Annotated in this window: 16 protein-coding genes; 9 read left to right on the top strand and 7 right to left on the bottom strand. The window is 62.3% G+C overall.

Going from position 1 to position 16,814, the window contains the following annotated elements:
* Positions 1–337: 337 nt before the first annotated feature.
* Positions 338–1,261 (top strand): glycoside hydrolase family 26 protein, encoded by a 924-nt coding sequence (locus NKH52_RS09665; RefSeq protein ID WP_352735518.1) that lies wholly within the window; start codon positions 338–340, stop codon positions 1,259–1,261.
* 91 nt (positions 1,262–1,352) lie between these two features.
* The gene (locus tag NKH52_RS09670) at positions 1,353–1,880 is read left to right on the top strand and encodes a DUF995 domain-containing protein (RefSeq protein ID WP_352966991.1); all 528 of its coding nucleotides are present in this window, start codon (positions 1,353–1,355) and stop codon (positions 1,878–1,880) included.
* Positions 1,881–1,956: 76 nt separating this feature from the next.
* On the opposite strand, the gene NKH52_RS09675 is transcribed toward NKH52_RS09670, so the two are convergent.
* On the bottom strand, positions 1,957–2,406 hold the full coding sequence (locus tag NKH52_RS09675; protein WP_023813773.1) for a DNA polymerase III subunit chi: 450 nt from the start codon (positions 2,404–2,406) through the stop codon (positions 1,957–1,959).
* A gap of 27 nt (positions 2,407–2,433) precedes the next feature.
* A complete protein-coding gene (locus tag NKH52_RS09680; RefSeq protein ID WP_127289425.1) occupies positions 2,434–3,945 on the bottom strand; it encodes a leucyl aminopeptidase in 1,512 nt (503 codons plus the stop codon).
* A gap of 349 nt (positions 3,946–4,294) precedes the next feature.
* Between NKH52_RS09680 and lptF the strand changes: the two genes are divergently transcribed.
* From lptF to rsmA, 6 genes are all read left to right on the top strand, one after another.
* Positions 4,295–5,497 (top strand): LPS export ABC transporter permease LptF, encoded by a 1,203-nt coding sequence (lptF, locus tag NKH52_RS09685; protein WP_128305684.1) that lies wholly within the window; start codon positions 4,295–4,297, stop codon positions 5,495–5,497.
* The gene (lptG, locus tag NKH52_RS09690) at positions 5,494–6,579 is read left to right on the top strand and encodes an LPS export ABC transporter permease LptG (protein ID WP_352735542.1); all 1,086 of its coding nucleotides are present in this window, start codon (positions 5,494–5,496) and stop codon (positions 6,577–6,579) included. Before lptF ends, lptG begins: the two co-directional genes overlap by 4 nt.
* Entirely contained in the window at positions 6,579–8,999 is a 2,421-nt protein-coding gene (locus NKH52_RS09695) for an LPS-assembly protein LptD (protein ID WP_352735516.1), read from the top strand. The genes lptG and NKH52_RS09695 overlap by 1 nt, the downstream gene beginning before the upstream one ends.
* Positions 9,000–9,098: 99 nt before the next feature.
* Positions 9,099–10,028, top strand: a complete 930-nt coding sequence (locus NKH52_RS09700; protein WP_352735515.1) for a peptidylprolyl isomerase — start codon at positions 9,099–9,101, stop codon at positions 10,026–10,028.
* 13 nt (positions 10,029–10,041) lie between these two features.
* Positions 10,042–11,058: a 4-hydroxythreonine-4-phosphate dehydrogenase PdxA gene (gene pdxA / locus NKH52_RS09705; RefSeq protein WP_502908017.1), complete on the top strand. Its 1,017-nt coding sequence runs from the start codon at positions 10,042–10,044 to the stop codon at positions 11,056–11,058.
* Positions 11,059–11,068: 10 nt separating this feature from the next.
* Positions 11,069–11,908 (top strand): 16S rRNA (adenine(1518)-N(6)/adenine(1519)-N(6))-dimethyltransferase RsmA, encoded by an 840-nt coding sequence (rsmA, locus tag NKH52_RS09710; RefSeq protein WP_352735513.1) that lies wholly within the window; start codon positions 11,069–11,071, stop codon positions 11,906–11,908.
* Positions 11,909–11,955: 47 nt separating this feature from the next.
* Here rsmA and gmk read toward each other — a convergent pair whose 3' ends face one another.
* The 3 genes from gmk to mltG form a co-directional block, all read right to left on the bottom strand.
* Positions 11,956–12,612 (bottom strand): guanylate kinase, encoded by a 657-nt coding sequence (gene gmk / locus NKH52_RS09715; RefSeq protein ID WP_013532512.1) that lies wholly within the window; start codon positions 12,610–12,612, stop codon positions 11,956–11,958.
* A 3-nt stretch (positions 12,613–12,615) separates the two neighbouring features.
* Positions 12,616–13,506 (bottom strand): YicC/YloC family endoribonuclease, encoded by an 891-nt coding sequence (locus NKH52_RS09720; protein ID WP_352735512.1) that lies wholly within the window; start codon positions 13,504–13,506, stop codon positions 12,616–12,618.
* Positions 13,507–13,662: 156 nt separating this feature from the next.
* Positions 13,663–14,772, bottom strand: coding sequence for an endolytic transglycosylase MltG (gene mltG, locus NKH52_RS09725; RefSeq protein WP_502908018.1), 1,110 nt, complete (start codon positions 14,770–14,772; stop codon positions 13,663–13,665).
* On the opposite strand from mltG, the gene NKH52_RS09730 reads away from it, so the two are divergent.
* On the top strand, positions 14,771–15,043 hold the full coding sequence (locus tag NKH52_RS09730) for a hypothetical protein (protein WP_352442176.1): 273 nt from the start codon (positions 14,771–14,773) through the stop codon (positions 15,041–15,043). The genes mltG and NKH52_RS09730 overlap by 2 nt on opposite strands.
* Here NKH52_RS09730 and fabF read toward each other — a convergent pair.
* Both fabF and NKH52_RS09740 read right to left on the bottom strand, forming a co-directional pair.
* Positions 15,031–16,293, bottom strand: coding sequence for a beta-ketoacyl-ACP synthase II (gene fabF / locus NKH52_RS09735; RefSeq protein ID WP_127273339.1), 1,263 nt, complete (start codon positions 16,291–16,293; stop codon positions 15,031–15,033). The two genes, NKH52_RS09730 and fabF, sit on opposite strands and share 13 nt — an antisense overlap.
* 34 nt (positions 16,294–16,327) lie before the next feature.
* Positions 16,328–16,564 carry an acyl carrier protein gene (locus NKH52_RS09740; RefSeq protein ID WP_006203723.1) on the bottom strand — a complete coding sequence of 79 codons (237 nt, stop codon included), beginning with the start codon at positions 16,562–16,564 and terminating at the stop codon, positions 16,328–16,330.
* Between the last annotated feature and the right edge of the window lie 250 nt (positions 16,565–16,814).

A 16,814-nucleotide genomic window follows, 5' to 3' on the forward strand; every position in this document is an offset into this window, starting at 1 on the left:
TTGCGAGCATCATGGTTAAGCAACCATTAATTGCGCTTGACTCTTTGGTCCGTCCGGCTCTTAAATTAGCCAGGGATGATATATCGGAATATTGACGCGAATTTGTGAGTATCGCGGCGAAACTCTCTCGACGGCTCTTTCTGTGTTGGCGCCTTGAGAAGTAATTTTGGGTGGGCTTCGTGCGAAGGTTCGCACAACCACCAATGATCGCTCCGAAATCCCGCAGATTCCGCCAATAGACCCGATAGGTTTTTGGGTAGCCGTGTCGATCAGGCATCGATGCGCACGGGCGAAGCCTTAACTTCCGCGAGAAGTCGAGGCTATGGGAGAATCTATGATGACACACTCCGCAGCAAAGGCACTTGCAATCGCGCTGGTATTGGGCGGAAGCGCCGCCTTTCCTACTGCAGGAGGGGCCGGCTCCGTAACCGCGACCGACCCCGTTCAGACGAGCAGCGCTGCGTCGGCGTTCGGTTCCTATGATCCCTACGGGGACTTCAGCACCGACAAGAGCGCCAGCATCGAAGAGCTGTTCCTGCCCTGGGAAGACGTCGATCTGTCGACGCTGCCGCTTGCCGACGCTTACGCGCTGCAGCGCGGCCGTTCGCTGCTGATCACGATTGAGCCGTGGACATGGTCCAAGGACTGGCGCATCACCCCGCCCGAGTTGCGTGACGGCATTTTGAGCGGCAAATATGACGCCAACATGCAGGCGATCTGCGACCTGGTGGGACAGATGAAGAGCCCGGTGACCATTCGCTGGGCGCAGGAAATGGAAGACAAGAACGGCCGCTTCACCTGGGCTAACTGGGCTCCCAAGGACTGGATTTCCGCTTACAAGCGCGAAGTCGACATCTGCCGCAAGGCTGCCCCCGCCGCCAAGTACATGTGGTCGCCCAAAGGCGAAGAGGGTTTGGAAAAATACTACCCCGGCGACGACTATGTCGACGTCATCGGCCTGTCGGTGTTCGGCCTGCAGAAAAAAGACGATGACGAGGCCGGTCGTGACCGCACCTTCGCTGAGCTGCTGAAGCCCGGCTATGACCGCGTTGCAGTGTTCAACAAGCCGATCGTCGTTGCGGAACTCGGCTATGTCGGAAAGCAGGACTATGTCTCGAAGTGGCAGGACGATAGCCGCAAATCCTACGCGGAGTTTCCGGCGCTGACTTCGGTCGTCTACTTCAACCAGAAGGAAGTGTGGCCGTGGCTGGGTGGCTATGGTCTGCCCGACTGGAGGGTCACCCAGCACGTCCTGCCCTAAACGCATCGTGCTGATCCATCCCGACGCGATCGGGATGGGTCTCCATCTCCTTGTTTGATCGTGATCTATCCCGAACTAGCGGTTCGGGATGATGCTCGAGGCGTGGCGTAAATCAGTCCGTGGAGTAGTTTTCGTGAAACGAGTAGTGGGAAATTGTCTCGGAGCGGCATTCGCCTGCTCCGTTCTTGTTCTTGCATTCCAGGTCCCTGCGACAGCCAAGACGGCGACGAAAATAGCCGAGCAGGCACATAAGGGCACAGTGGTTCCTGACGAAGGCGTCTACCAGATCTATCAGAACCATTCGTGGCTGTGGGGCAAGAAGGGCGCCGGGTTCTTTGCCGTCAAGCAGCGGCAGTTCGACGCCTGGACCCATGACAAAGGCAAGTCGGGCTATGGCGACGGCATGTGGTTCATTCCCGGCGGCGGCAAGTTGTGCTGGCGCGCGAAATGGCACGGCTCCTGGGGTGTGAAAGGCTCGATGACCTGTTTCGAGCATCGCCAGGCAGGCAAGGTGATCTACCAGCGCAAGGCTCCGGATGGTGACTGGTACGTTTTCAAGAGATTGAAACACGGCGACTACGTCACCCGGAAACAGAACCGGATCAAGGCAGAATTGTAGACTGTGTCATCCACGACAAGCGGCTAGTCTAAGGCGGGTCGCGTCTGAGCGTTTCAGGCGACCTGGGCGACCTGCCTTAAGCCTTGCGCTCCCAACGGCGATCTGGCGTCTGTTGCCAGTAGGTGACGGCGTGGCCAGCGCTCTTCATCACCTTCCAGTGCCCTCGCGCCGCCTCGAGCTGAGCGGCATCGTGGCCATCGAACAGGAACACGGCGCGCTCGTAGCCGCCAAGGTCAGGCGGCACCGCGCCGTCGACCAGGAACCTTATCTTGGCGTCGTTGGGATTGCCGTCGCCGGTGGTCAACAGAATCGGCTGTTCGCCGGGATGAGCCTCACGATCGGTTGCGTGCGCCAGGAACGAATCGTCCCGGAAGGTCCAAAGATGCTGGTCGAGCGCATCGCGGCGTTCCTCGGTGCCTGTCTGCACCACGGCGCGCCAGCCACGGTCGACGCTGCGCTCCAGGAGGCCTGGCAGCGCATCCTCCAGCGTCGATTCGGTCAGGTGGTAGAACAGGACGTCGGCCATCGCTTCAGCCTATAGTGATTGAACCGTTCACTGCTCATAATTGTCGCGCACCAGCCGGTCGAGCAGCCTGACGCCGAAACCGGAACCCCAGGACTGGTTGATCTCGTTCGACGGCGCCCCCATCGCCGTGCCGGCAATGTCGAGATGGGCCCATGGCGTATCCTTGACGAAGCGCTGCAGAAACTGCGCCGCGATGGTGGCGCCGCCAAAACGGCCGCCGATGTTCTTCATGTCGGCGTTCTTGGAATCGATCAGCTTGTCGTATTCGGCCCCCAGCGGCATGCGCCACAGCCGTTCCTGCGTCGCCTGCCCCGCCGCCGCCAACTTTTCGGCCAGTTCGTCATTGTTGGAAAACAGGCCGGCATAATGTTGACCGAGCGCCACCATGATGGCGCCGGTCAGCGTCGCCAGATTGACCATGAATTTCGGCTGGAAGCGGTCGTTGCAGTACCACAACGCATCGGCCAGCACGAGGCGACCCTCGGCGTCGGTATTGAGCACCTCGATGGTCTGGCCCGACATCGAAGTGACGATATCACCGGGACGCTGGGCATGACCGTCGACGGCATTTTCGACCAGTCCGATGATACCGACGACATTGGCTTTCGCCTTGCGGGCCGCCAGTGCATGCATCAGGCCGGTAACGGCGGCGGCACCGCCCATGTCGCCCTTCATATCCTCCATGCCCGAGGCCGGCTTTATGGAATTGCCGCCGGTGTCGAAAGTGACGCCCTTGCCGACGAAGGCGATCGGGCTGTCCTTCGGCTTGCCGCCGTTCCACTGCATGATCGCCATGCGGGCGCCGCGCGGCGAGCCTTGCGCGACACCAAGCAGCGAGCCCATGCCGAGCTTCTTCATTTCCTTCTCAGCCAATATCTCGACCTTGACGCCTAGCGCCTCGAGTTCCTTGGCGCGGGCAGCGAACTCGACCGGCCCAAGCACGTTTGCCGGTTCGTTGACAAGGTCGCGCGCCAGTAGGACGCCGTCGATCACCGCCTCGGCATCGGCGAAGGCCTTCTTCGCAGCGGCCGGATCAGCGGTGTGGATGGTCACCTTGACCGGCTTCTTCGGCTCCGCCTTGCCGTCGTCCTTGTCCTTCCTGGTCTTGTACTTGTCGAAGGAATAGCTGCGCAGGAGAATGCCCGCGGCAAGGCTTGCCGCGTCCTTCGCACTCGGCGAGGCGCCGGCCACATCGAGGACCACCGCCACTTCGGTCGCCTTGCGCAGCGACGCGGCAACGGTGCCGCCAAGCTTCAGCCACGCATATTCGTCCAGTCCCGATACCTTGCCGGCGCCTATCGCCACCAGTCTGTCGAGCGATGCTCCCTGCGGCGCCAGAACTTCCACCGTGCTGGCGAACTTGCCCGTGAACTCAGCCACGGGAAAGGCCCGCTCCAGTGTCTTGCCGGGATCACCGGCCTTGGCGACGTCGCTCAGGCCGCCCTCATCCGCCGCGAGCACGAAGACCGTGCCCTTCTTGTTCACCGCGCTCTGGGACCCGGAAAATTTGGCGAAGGCGATCGACGGTCTTTGATTCATCATGTCCTGCTTTCAGGGAATGCGCGATTTTTGGGGAAGCGGTTCGAAACGATGCGCGACATTTGGTCGTTTTCCGGCATTTGGCAAGACTTTGCCGAATTGGCATCCCATATGACCTATGGAATCGATGACGATTCGTCGCGGCACGGCCCCGCTTTTTGCCGCAACCTGTTGTTAACCATCGATGTTCGCCCTTTCTTATCCATTCCCGCCGACACTCCGCCCAGCCGGGGGGCGTGATGTGGGACAGAACCCGGAGACCATCTGATGAGCCAGTTGTGCAGGCGCTGCCGGACAGCTACCTTGTTCGGTGGCATGATGCCGTTCGAAAGAATCGAGAAAAGCCTTCATGAAGGTCGTTGAACGCTACATCATGCGCCGCGCTTTCGTGGTCTTCATGGCCGCTCTTGTGTGGACGCTGGCGATCGTATGGACGACGCAGGTGCTGGCAAAGATCGATCTGGTCACCGACAGCGGCCAGTCGGCGCTCACCTTCTTCGAAGTCGCCGCCCTCATCCTTCCGTCCATCATCCCGATCGTGGTGCCTTTTGCCCTGGTGGTAGCGGTCGCACAGACACTCAGTGTCATGAATTCGGATTCCGAACTCGCCGTCGTCAACGCCGCGGGGGCCTCACGCTGGACGATCGTGCGGCCGATCATGTTGCTGGCTCTCGCCGCCGCCGTTTTTTCCTTTGCCGTCGACAACGGCATCGACCCTTACGCACGGCAGAAGAACCGGGCCCTGGTGGCGTCGTCGCGCGCGGATCTGTTGTCGCTGATCATCCAGGAAGGCACCTTCCGCAAGATTGACGACGGGTTATTCCTGCAGATCGGCGAGCGCCTTCCCAACAATCGGCTGGGCGGCATTTTTGTCGCCGATTCGCGCGAAGAAGGCGTCAACCTCGTCTACTACGCCAAGACCGGAAGCATCATCGAACGCGGCGGTGAAAAGGTGCTGATGATGAACGACGGCGTCATCCATCGCAAAACGCTGACCGGCGATCTCTCCGTCATCCGCTTCACCTCCTATGCCTTCGACATGTCGGCCTTCATGGCGGCGGCTTCGGCGGTGACGCTCCTGCCCAAGGACCAAACGACGCAGTACCTGCTCAACCCGGGCGCCAATGACAAGTATTATCAGCAGAACCCCTACGAATACCGGGCCGAGGTCAACCAACGGTTCTCGGAATGGACCTATTCCATGGTTTTCGCGCTGATCGCGCTTGCGGTCGCCGGGGATGCGCGCTCGCACCGCGAGGCGCGCGTCAATCCGCTGATCACGGCGATCACGATATCGCTGTTCGTGCGTTGGCTGGGCTTTTTTGCCGCCAGCAAGGCGGATGAGGTCCCGCAATATGCGTATATGGTCTATGGCGTGCCGATCGTGGCTTCCGCGGTGGCGATCTGGTTCATCGTCTCCAACCGGACACTGGAACTGCCCGTGACCTGGGCGGACTGGATGACAAACTTCGCCACGCGCATCGCTGACAGCTGGAATGCTTTCAAATTGCGTTTGTCCAGGCGCGGCGCATCAGGCCAAGGGGTCGGCTGATGGGCTGGACACTGGGCCGCTATTTCTTCTTCCGCTATGTGACGATCACCATCTGGTTCTTCATCGGCCTCCTGGCGCTGGTGTTCCTGATCGATTTCACCGAGTTGTCCGGACGCACCACCGGCCTGCCCGGCTTCACCTACGGCACGGCGGTAGCCATTTCAGGCCTCCGTATGCCGATGATCATGCTGCAGACGGTGCCGTTCGTCGGTCTCTTCTCGGCAATGGCGACGCTGGTGTCGCTGAACCGGCGCTACGAGCTGGTCATCGCGCGTTCCGCCGGTGTTTCCGCCTGGCAGTTCCTCTTGCCCTGCTGTGTCGGAGCCTTGCTGTTCGGCGTCCTGTCGGTTGGCGTCATCAATCCACTCGCCGCGCACGCATTCTCCTGGTCCGAGCAGATCGAAACCCAGCTGCGTTCCGGCAAATCGAATACGGTCTCGGCCGATGCCGCGCCCTGGATCCGGCAGAAAACCAGTTCGGGGGACACCATCATCGGTGCGCGGGCCATCCTGAACCAGGGCCTGGAAATGGCCGACGTCGTGTTTTTCATTCTCGACCCGCAAGGCAACATCGTCGCGCGCAAGGACGCCACCCGTGCCTTCCTGCGCGACGGCTATTGGGAATTGCAGGACGTCAAGACGTTCCAGAACGGCACGATCCAGGCATTGGCAACCGATCGCGTACCGACCAATTTGAAGCCCGAATTCGTGCAAGAGCGGCTGGCGCGCCCCGAAACCATCCCCTTCTACGACCTGCCCGGAAAGATCGAGGTTGCCCGCTCCTTCGGCCTCAAGGCAAATGCCTTTGCCATGCAGTTTGATTCGCTCGTAGCGTTGCCGTTCCTGCTCGTCGCCATGACGCTGATCGCGGCAACGGTTTCAATGCGATTTGCCAGGATGGGACAGTCGGCGACGATGATTCTGGGTGGCATCATCGCTGGCTTTCTGCTTTATGTCGTTTCGGTGCTGGTAAAGGCATTCGGCGTGGCGGGATTCGTGCCGACTGTCGTAGCCGCCTGGGTACCGGTCATGGTGGCTATGTTCTTCGGGGTGACTTTCCTGCTATACAAGGAAGACGGCTAGTGAGGGAGGCGTTTTTGCCCAGCAACAGGCAGGCCGGTTTGGCGCGCCTCTATGCGGCGACCGCCTTGGCGTGCGTGCTTGCCTACGCCGTTCCGGCACCGGCGCTCGCGCAGGACGTCGGCGACATGGCGACATCGGTTCCCTCCGGCTCGCAAATGCTGCTGGCGGCCGATACGCTGGTCTATAACAACGACAATCAGACCGTGACCGCCGTTGGCGGCGTGCAGATCGACTATGGTGGCAATCGCCTTGTCGCCCAGCGGGTCGAGTACAACCGCAACACCAAGCGGATGGTGGCGAGCGGCAACGTCGAAGTCATCAACAGCGACGGCACCAAGATCAATTCGCAACATATCGACATCACCGATGACTTCGCCGACGGCTTCGTCAACGCCTTGCGGGTCGAGACCATCGACAAGGCCTATTTCGCCGCCGAAAGCGCAGAACGCATGGGCGGCGTGCTGACCACTTTCCACAATGGCGTCTACACCGCCTGCGAGCCGTGCGAGGATAAGCCGGACAAAGCGCCGACCTGGCGCGTAAAGGCCAAGAAGATCATCTGGAACGGCGAGAAGAAGACGGTTCGCTTCGAGAATGCGAATTTCGAGTTCTTCGGTTTTCCGCTTGCCTATCTGCCTGCATTCGAAATTGCCGACCCGACGGTGAAGCGCAAGAGCGGCTTCCTGATCCCGAGCATCATCTACAAGAGCGATCTCGGCGTCGGCGTGAAAGTCCCCTATTATCTCGCATTGGCGCCGACCTACGACCTGACCGTCACCGGCACCGGCTATACCAGGCAAGGCTTCCTCGGTGAGGCCGAGTGGCGTCAGCGCTTCGACAACGGCGAGTACAGCCTGAAGATCGCCGGGATACACCAGCAGAATCCCGACGCCTTCCTCGACACCACTGCCTTCCCATCCAGCTCTGGCCACAACGTCAATTCGGGCAGCGCCGGCGATCCCAACAAATTCCGCGGCATGATGGGTACCCAGGGGCAGTTCGCCATCAACTCACGCTGGAACTTCGGCTGGGACGTGCTGCTGCAGACCGACAAGAACTTCTCGAACACCTACGGCATCGACAAGTATAATAGCAGCGTCCACCAGTCGTCGGTCTACTTGACGGGTCTCAACGGCCGCAACTATTTCGACGTGCGCGCCATGCATTTCGATGTGCAGGAAGATACGCCTGACGACAATATCTCTGCGCGAAGCGGACAACAGCCGTGGGTGCTGCCGTCGCTCGACTACGCCTATATTCCTGATGCGTCGGTGGCCGGCGGCCAGCTGTCGCTCAATGTCAACGCGCGTGTCATCCGCCGCGACGAACTCGATGACACGTTCTCCACCCCCACACAGCGTGTTCCCGGTATCGAAGGTGAATCGGGCCGTCTCACCGCCGAGGCCGAGTGGAAGCGGAGCTTCGTCACCGATGGCGGGCTGGTGCTGACACCATTGCTCGCGCTGCAGGGCGACGTCGACTATCTCAACGCGTCGTCGGCTTCGCTAGACGCCGTCAACCAGATGGCGGCAAATTTGGGCGAGCAGGCCGATATGCGCTCGTCATTTGCCCGTTACATGGCAACCGCGGGTCTCGAGATGCGTTGGCCGGTGCTGTTTTCCATGGCCAGCGGGTCCAGCCACGTGATCGAGCCAATGGCGCAGGTCTTCATGCGCCCGAACGAGCAATATGTCGGCGGCCTCTCAGTGCCCAACGAAGACGCCCAAAGCATGGTCTTCGATGCGACCACCTTGTTCGAGCGCGACAAGTTCTCTGGTTACGACCGCGTCGAAGGCGGTTCGCGCGCCAATGTCGGCTTCCGCTATTCCGGCTCGTACAACAATGGCTGGGGCACCAATGCGATTTTCGGCCAATCCTATCAGATCGGCGGCGAGAACTCCTTTGCCGCGCCGGATCTGGTCAATGTCGGCGCCAATTCCGGCCTCGACACGACCAAGTCCGACTATGTCGGCCTGTTCGGCATCAACAGCCCCAACGGCTTCGCGGCCTCGGTCAGCGGCCGTTTCGACGAACAGAGTTTCGAGGTCCGCCGTGCCGAGGTGAAGGCCGCCTATTCCGGCCTGCCTGTGTCGCTGAGCGCCAAATACGCCTTCATCCAGGCCCAGCCGCTGTACGGTTTCACGGAAGACCGCCACGAAGTCACACTTGGTGCATCCACGCATCTGGCCGAAAACTGGCGCGTCTTCGGCACAGGAACCTACGACCTGCAGCAAAGCCTGCTGGTCAAGGACGGTGTCGGCTTCGCCTACAACGATTCCTGCTTCACTTATCTGATGACCTACTCGCAGTCGCGCGATCTGAACACCAGGGAGGTGTCGCAGACCATCGGCTTCAATCTGTCGTTCCGCACCCTCGGCGAATTCGGCTCGTCGACCAGTGCCATCGACACGATCCAGTAACAATCGGCGACATCGTTTCGCCGCATAGGGCTGGCACGGATTTCGCGCACCTGGAAAGATGAAATTGGGCGGGACCGGGATAGAATTGGGATACCAACGATGAGGAAATACCTCTTTTCAGCAGGTTTCGCGTTGCTCGTGGCGGCAACGTCGGTGTCGATCACCGCAATGACGCCGCCGGCTTTCGCCAGCGAGATCAAATACGTCGTCAACGACATTCCGGTCACCACCGGCGACATCGCCCATCGCGCCGCCTTCCTGAAGCTGCAGCGCAAGAAGGGCGATGCCGGCCAGGAAATGATCGACCAGACGCTGCGTATGGCCGAGGCCAAGCGGCTTGGCATCCGCATCAGCGACGCACAGGTCGAGGCGGCGTATCAGCGCTTTGCCTCGAGCAACAAGATGCAGCTCAGCCAGCTTGACGGCGTCATGGAGAAGTCAGGCGTCACCAAGAGCCACTTCAAGGAATTCATCCGCGCCCAGATGGCCTGGAACCAGGCCTTGAGCGCGCGCTACCGTTCCGGCGACGGCACAGGTGCCGTCAGCGAGCAGGATCTCGTGAGGAAGATGCTCGAAAAAGGCGGCGCCAAACCGAGCGCCACCGAATACATGCTGCAGCAGGTCATCTTCGTGGTGCCGGCGGCTGAACGCAGCGCGACGCTGGGCAAACGCAAGCGCGAGGCCGACGCCATGCGCGCCCGCTTCAACGGCTGCAACACGACGCGCGAATTCGCCAAGGGCCTGATCGACGTCACCGTTCGGGATCTGGGCCGGGTGCTGGCGCCGCAGCTGCCGCCGGACTGGGCCGAGCAGATCAAGGCGACCAAAGTCGGCGGCGCCACCGCCACGCGCGAAACCGAACGCGGCGTCGAATTCATCGGCATCTGCTCGTCGCGCGAAGTGTCCGACGACAAGGTCGCCCAGATGGCGTTCCAGGCCGAAGGCTCCGGCGGCGACAAGGATGCCGACGCGCTCAGCAAGAAATATGTCGACGAGCTGAAGGCAAAAGCCCGCATCGTCAAGCGCTGACGTGGGCAACGCAGTGAGTGCGCTCGCGTTGAGCGCCGGCGATCCGTCCGGCATTGGGCCGGAGATCGCCATCGCCGCCTTTATGGCGCGCGAAGCTGCCGCCCTGCCCCCCTTCTACCTGCTCGCCGATCCGGCGCTGATCGCCTCCCGGGCACGCCTGCTCGGCATTTCGCTGCCGGTCGTCGAAACGACATCAGCGCAAGCGGCGCAGGTCTTTGCGCGCGCCTTGCCGATCGTTCCGCTAGCCGCCCGCTGCATCGACAGTCCCGGCCGGCCGGATCCGGCCAATGCGGCCGCCACCATCGAGGCGATCGACCGCGCCGTCGCCGATTGCCTTGCCGGCGAAGCCTCGGCCGTGGTCACCTGCCCCATCGCCAAGAAGCCGCTCTACGATGCCGGCTTTCGCTTTCCCGGCCACACCGAATATCTGGCGCATCTGGCGGCCCGGCACAGCGGCGTCGAGGCGATGCCGGTGATGATGCTGGCAGGACCCGACCTGCGCACCGTTCCCGTCACCATCCACATCGCGCTGGCCGAGGTGCCGAAGGCACTGACCACCGAACTGATCGTCGCCACCGCGCGCATCACCGCTGCCGATCTCACCGGCCGCTTCGGCATCGCCAAGCCGAGGCTGGCCATTGCCGGGCTCAACCCGCATGCCGGCGAAGGCGGCGCCATGGGCCTCGAGGACGAGCGGATCGTGCGCCCGGCGGTCGACATCCTGCGTGCCGAAGGCATTGACGCTTTCGGCCCTTTGCCGGCCGACACGTTGTTCCATGTCCGGGCGCGGGCGGGCTACGACGCAGCCCTTTGCATGTATCACGACCAGGCGCTGATCCCGGCCAAGGCGCTGGCTTTCGACGAGGCGGTCAATGTCACGCTCGGCCTGCCCTTCATCCGCACCTCGCCCGACCACGGCACGGCCTTCGACATCGCCGGCAAGGGTGTGGCGCGGCCCGACAGCTTGATAGCGGCGCTGAAGCTTGCCCGGCGGCTGGCCGACACGAACACGAAGGCAATCGCCGTATGAGACCTCGGGCATGAGCATCGACGGGCTGCCGCCGCTACGCGAGGTGATCGAGCGTCATGGGTTGCAGGCGAAGAAGGCGCTCGGCCAGAATTTTCTGCTCGACCTCAACCTCACCGGCAAGATCGCGCGCACCGCCGGCGACTTGTCCGATGCAACAGTAATCGAGGTCGGTCCTGGTCCCGGCGGGCTGACCCGCGCCTTGCTCAACCACGGAGCGCGCCATGTGATCGCCATAGAGCGCGACGAACGTTGCCTGGCTGCTCTTGCCGAAGTGTCCGACCACTATCCCGGCCGGCTGGAGGTTGTTTCCGGCGATGCGCTGAAAACGGATTTCGTGGCACTAGCCAGCCGAGCGACCGGAAACGGCGGTCCGGTCAAGATCGTGGCCAACCTGCCCTACAACATCGGCACGGAGCTGCTGGTGCGCTGGTTGACGGTCAGCGACTGGCCGCCCTTCTACACCTCGATGACTTTGATGTTCCAGCGCGAAGTGGCCGAGCGCATCGTCGCGCCCGCCGGCAGCGACAGCTATGGCCGGCTGGGGGTTCTTGCCGGCTGGCGAACGGAGGCGAGGATCGCCTTCGACGTACCGCCACAGGCATTCACGCCGCCGCCAAAGGTCACCTCCTCGGTGGTGCATCTGGTGCCGCGCCCGACCCCTCTGTCCGCCGAGGTAAAAAAACTCGGCCGCGTCACCGAAGCCGCGTTCGGCCAACGTCGCAAGATGCTGCGGCAAAGCGTGAAGAGCCTCGGCGGCGAGGCCCTGCTCGAACGCGCCGGCATCGATCCGACACGCCGCGCCGAAACGCTCAGCGTCGAGGAGTTCGTGCGGCTGACCAATGCGGTGTAAGAAGCTGCCGATCTCCCCCTCGTGGGGGAGATTGGCGCTTCACCGCCTCAGCCAGTCTTCTCGTCCAACAGTCCAGAGACGAAATCGAACAGGCCTGGCCGGCGGTCGCGTCTTAGCCGCTCGGCGACGACGATACCGCGCACTTCGGCGAAGGCGCGGTCAAGGTCGTCATTGACGATGACGAAATCATATTCCTTCCAGTGCTCGATCTCGTTGCGGGCGTTTTTCAGCCGCGTCTCGATCACCGCCTCCTGGTCTTCAGCGCGACGTTTCAGCCGCGCCTTCAACTCCTTCATCGATGGCGGCAGGATGAAGATCGAGACAATGTCGGCGCGCATCTTCTCCTTGAGCTGCTGGGCACCTTGCCAGTCGATGTCGAACAGCATGTCGCGCCCCTCGGACAGCGCCAGTTCGGCCGGTTCGCGCGGCGTCGCATAGCAATTGCCATGCACCTCGGCCCACTCCAGCAGTGCGTCGGAATCACGAAGCCGCTCGAATTCGCGCATCGTCCGAAAATGATAGTGGACGCCTTCGATCTCGCTTCCGCGGCGCGGCCTGGTGGTGACCGAGACCGACAGTTCGAGGCTGGAATCGCTTTCCAGAAGATTGCGCGCGATCGTCGACTTGCCGGCGCCGGATGGCGACGACAGGACGAGCATCAGGCCCCGGCGGCGAATGCGGGACCCCAAATCCTTGGCAACCATCGGCTACTCCAGATTCTGGATCTGTTCACGAAACTGGTCGACCACCGCCTTCAGATCCAGCCCGATCGCGGTGATGGCGGCGGCATTCGACTTGGAACACAGCGTATTCGATTCGCGGTTAAATTCCTGTGCCAGAAAATCGAGCTTGCGACCGACCGCACCGCCGCCCAACAGCAGAGCCCGGCCGGACGCGACATGCGTTTTCAGCCGGTCGATCTCTTCGCGAATATCGGCCTTGGTGGCCAGGAACGCCGCCTCCATGTGCAACCGGGTGGCATCCAGGTTGGCGGAAGTGTCCATCAGCAGCCTGACCTGCTCGGCGATGCGTTCGCGGATCACCGCGGTCTCGCGGGATGGATCCACTTCTGCCCGCAACGTCAGCGCCTCGATTGTGTCGATATGGCCCGACAGCAGCAAAGCCAGCGCAGCCCCTTCGCCCTGCCGTGCCTGTTCGAGCCCATTCAAGGCCACTTCGAGCGCGGCCATGATCGCGGCATCGAGCGCGGCCCTCGCCTCATCGGTTTCGACAGTTTCGGGAATATCGAGCACGCCGCGCAGCGAAAGCAATCCATCTGACGTCGCCGCGGCAACGCCGAATTGCTCCTGCAGCCGTTTGGCGAGCCCAGCCAGGTCCTTCAGGAAGGCTTCGTTGACGACCGGCTGCGCCTGCGCGCCAACGGCACGGCCGATGGTCAGCGTCGCCTGGAAATTGCCGCGTGCAAAACGCTTCTGAAGTACCTGCCGGACAGCCGGTTCCAACCGCTCGAAGCCTTGCGGCAGCCGCAGCCGTACTTCGACGCTCTTGCCGTTGACGGACTTGACCTCCCAGGCGATCGAGGTGCCTTCGTGCTCGGCGACGGCACGTGCAAAACCGGTCATGCTCTGCAAATTCATATCGCCCACACGTCCCTGGCACATCGCCCCGAACCGGCTTTCCGGACAGGGCAAGTGCGGCTTGAAAATGACTGCGCCGCAGGCGCGTCGAAATCGGACGCGCGGCGCTCTTCCAAATGTCAGGGCGTCGCCTGTCGGGCAACGCCTTTCTTCATTCTACTGGGCAGCGCCCGCGTCACCGCCGCTGTCGTCGGCACCGTCAGCCGGCCCACTGTCAGCCGGCCCGCCGTCAGCCGGCTTGACGGCATTGCTGTCGCCGGCGCCGGTCGTCTTGGCGGCTTTGGCGGCATCATCGGCCTGCTTCTTCAGCAACGCGCGATAGCGGGCGACATTCTCGTTGTGCTCGTCCAGCGTCGCGGCAAAGACGTGCCCGCCGGTGCCGTCGGCAACGAAATAGAGGTCGGCGGTTTTCGACGGATTGGCCACCGCCTCCAGCGCTGCACGACCCGGATTGGCAATCGGCGTCGGCGGCAAGCCATTGATCACATAGGTGTTGTAGGGAGTCTGTTTCTGGATGTCCGACTGGTAGATCGGCCGGTCCGCCGGCTTTCCCTTGCCGCCGAACAGCCCATAGATGATGGTCGGATCGGATTGCAGGCGCATGCCCTTGGCAAGCCGGTTCAGGAAGACGGCGGCAACTCGCGAACGCTCGTCACCCTTGCCCGTCTCCTTCTCGACGATCGAGGCCAGCGTGACGAACTCCTCGACGTTGGCCAGCGGCAGGTCAGGCGCGCGCCGCTCCCAGACATCGTCAACCAGCTTCTTCTGATCCGCCAGCAGCTTGTCGACCATCTGCTGGCGTGTCGCGCCGCGCGTGAAGCGCAGCGTGTCGGTGGCGAGGCTGCCCTCCGGCGGCGTGGTTGCCGGCATGTCGCCGCTCAAGGCAGTCTCCTCGGCGATGCGCTGCAATGCCTGGTCGACCGTCAGTCCCTCAGGAATGGTCAGCGAATACATCACCGACTTGCCGCTCTTCAAAAGCTCCATGATATCGCGCATGGAAGCCCTGGGCTTGATCTCGTACTCGCCGGCTTTCAGCGCGGAATCATTGCCGAAGGCCCGCACGCCAAGACGGAATACCCGGGCGTCGCTGATCAGCCCCCGCCGTTCGAGCTGGTCGGCGATATCCTGAACGCCGGTGTTCGGCTTGACCAGGAAGGTGTCGCCATTGGCCGAGGGGCCGGGTTCGGTGAATTCCTGCTTGCCGAAATAGACCGCGACGCCGGCGGCCAGAACCACCAGCATCACCGAGGAGATGACGAAGTTCATGAACACGACGACCTGGCTGCGTGACGCACGCGAGCGCTTCGGCGGCGGCGTGCCAGCCTCCGGCCGCAACGCCTCGCTGGCCGTTTTCGGCACGATCGGGCCGGATGTCGGCGGCCGTTGCCCGAATTCTCCGCTGCCTGCCGGATTTGTGTTCATTTCGCCCTACCGTTTGATCGCCCAACGAATCCCCAGCGGCAGAGTAGGGGCGAATATGGCAAAATTGACGGCACGCCAAAGCGCCGCCCGGCAGCCGGACGATCAGCCATTGTAGCGCTGGAAGACCAGCGACGCGTTGGTCCCGCCAAAGCCGAAGGAATTGGACAGCGCCACGTCGATCTGGCGGGCACGCGGCTTGTTCGGCACCAGATCGATCGCGGTTTCGCGTTCCGGGTTATCGAGGTTGATGGTCGGCGGCGCGACATTGTCTCTGATGGCAAGGATAGAGAAGATCGCTTCGGCGGCACCCGCCGCTCCAAGCAGATGGCCGATCGACGACTTGGTTGACGACATCGAAATCTTCGATGCGGCATTGCCGACAAGCCGCTCGACGGCACCGAGCTCAATCGTGTCGGCCATGGTCGAGGTGCCGTGCGCGTTGATGTAGTCGACATCGGCCGGCGTCAACTTGGCCCGGTTCAGTGCCGCCGTCATGCAACGGAAGGCGCCATCGCCATCCTCGGCGGGCGCGGTGATGTGATGCGCATCGCCGGTGAGACCATAACCCGTCACCTCGGCATAGATCTTGGCGCCGCGCGCCCTGGCATGTTCGAGCTCCTCGAGCACGACAACGCCGGCGCCCTCGCCCATGACGAAGCCGTCGCGGTCCCGATCATAGGGTCGCGACGCCGTTTGCGGCGAATCATTGCGTTCCGTCGACAGTGCCCGGCATGCGGCAAAGCCGGCGATCGACAGCCGCGTCACCGGCGCTTCGGCTCCACCGGCGACCATCACGTCGGCATCGCCCCACATGATCAACCGGGCAGCATCGCCAATGGCGTGCGCGCCGGTCGAACAGGCCGTGACGACGGCATGGTTCGGGCCTTTCAGCCCGTGCCGGATCGAAACCTGCCCGGAGACGAGATTGATGATCTGGCCCGGGATGAAGAAAGGGCTGATGCGGCGCGGGCCGCGCTCCTTGAGGATCATCGCGTTCTCGGCGATGCCCTCGATGCCGCCGATGCCGGAGCCGATCAGGACGCCGGTGGCACACCGCTCTTCATGCGTCTTGGGTTCCCAGCCGGAATCCTTCAGCGCCTCGTCGGCGGCGGCAATCCCGTAAAGGATGAAGTCGCCGATCTTGCGCAATTCCTTCGGCTCGAGCACGGCCTCGGGATTGAAGGTGGCATTGCTGCCGTCACCACGCGGAATGACGTGGGCGATCTTGCAGGCAAGATCCTCCACCTCGAACTCAGTGATGCGCTTGGCAGCGCTGCGGCCGGTCAGAAGTTCCTTCCAGCTGTGCTCGAAGCCCATGCCGAACGGCGACAGCAACCCAAGGCCCGTGACGACGACACGCCTCATCGCAGGTCCTCCCCGGTAGTGACTGCGGAAAGCGTCAGGCCGAAGCCTTGTCGATGTACTTCACGGCATCGCCAACGGTCAGGATGGTCTCAGCCGCATCGTCGGGAATTTCGACGCCGAATTCTTCTTCGAACGCCATGACGAGTTCGACCGTATCGAGGCTGTCGGCGCCCAGATCATCGATGAAGCTCGCCTGCTCCGTCACTTTGTCGGCATCGACGCCAAGGTGCTCGATGACGATCTTCTTGACGCGCTCTGCGGTGTCACTCATTTGGGCATCCTCGTCTTTTGTTTGTCTGTCTTCGTTAGCGGGCAGAATGCCGCTAATCAAGCTGAAAGATGGTCCTGCCGGAAACGCAACGACTACGGACCGGTTTTTGCCCGAACCGCCGGGTTGCGGGCCGCATTACACGAAAAATAGCTGAGGTCCAAGCCGAAATGGTCTCTTTTCACAACCCGCCGGACCTAGTTCAGAATTCGCCCTGCCGAGTCATATGGTGCGGTTTTCGAGAACCGGAGCG

The organism is Mesorhizobium sp. M1066 (genome assembly GCF_040318635.1).
Classification (GTDB): domain Bacteria; phylum Pseudomonadota; class Alphaproteobacteria; order Rhizobiales; family Rhizobiaceae; genus Mesorhizobium.

Excerpts from the sequence above, each read along its gene's own strand:
- NKH52_RS09665 (WP_352735518.1), top strand. The coding sequence starts at position 338 with ATGACACACTCCGCAGCAAAGGCACTTGCAATCGCGCTGGTATTGGGC.
- NKH52_RS09670 (WP_352966991.1), top strand. The coding sequence starts at position 1,353 with ATGCTCGAGGCGTGGCGTAAATCAGTCCGTGGAGTAGTTTTCGTGAAA.
- NKH52_RS09675 (WP_023813773.1), bottom strand. The coding sequence starts at position 2,406 with ATGGCCGACGTCCTGTTCTACCACCTGACCGAATCGACGCTGGAGGAT.
- NKH52_RS09680 (WP_127289425.1), bottom strand. The coding sequence starts at position 3,945 with ATGAATCAAAGACCGTCGATCGCCTTCGCCAAATTTTCCGGGTCCCAG.
- lptF (WP_128305684.1), top strand. The coding sequence starts at position 4,295 with ATGAAGGTCGTTGAACGCTACATCATGCGCCGCGCTTTCGTGGTCTTC.
- NKH52_RS09700 (WP_352735515.1), top strand. The coding sequence starts at position 9,099 with ATGAGGAAATACCTCTTTTCAGCAGGTTTCGCGTTGCTCGTGGCGGCA.
- rsmA (WP_352735513.1), top strand. The coding sequence starts at position 11,069 with ATGAGCATCGACGGGCTGCCGCCGCTACGCGAGGTGATCGAGCGTCAT.
- gmk (WP_013532512.1), bottom strand. The coding sequence starts at position 12,612 with ATGGTTGCCAAGGATTTGGGGTCCCGCATTCGCCGCCGGGGCCTGATG.
- NKH52_RS09720 (WP_352735512.1), bottom strand. The coding sequence starts at position 13,506 with ATGAATTTGCAGAGCATGACCGGTTTTGCACGTGCCGTCGCCGAGCAC.
- NKH52_RS09730 (WP_352442176.1), top strand. The coding sequence starts at position 14,771 with ATGAACACGACGACCTGGCTGCGTGACGCACGCGAGCGCTTCGGCGGC.
- mltG (WP_502908018.1), bottom strand. The coding sequence starts at position 14,772 with ATGAACTTCGTCATCTCCTCGGTGATGCTGGTGGTTCTGGCCGCCGGC.
- fabF (WP_127273339.1), bottom strand. The coding sequence starts at position 16,293 with ATGAGGCGTGTCGTCGTCACGGGCCTTGGGTTGCTGTCGCCGTTCGGC.
- NKH52_RS09740 (WP_006203723.1), bottom strand. The coding sequence starts at position 16,564 with ATGAGTGACACCGCAGAGCGCGTCAAGAAGATCGTCATCGAGCACCTT.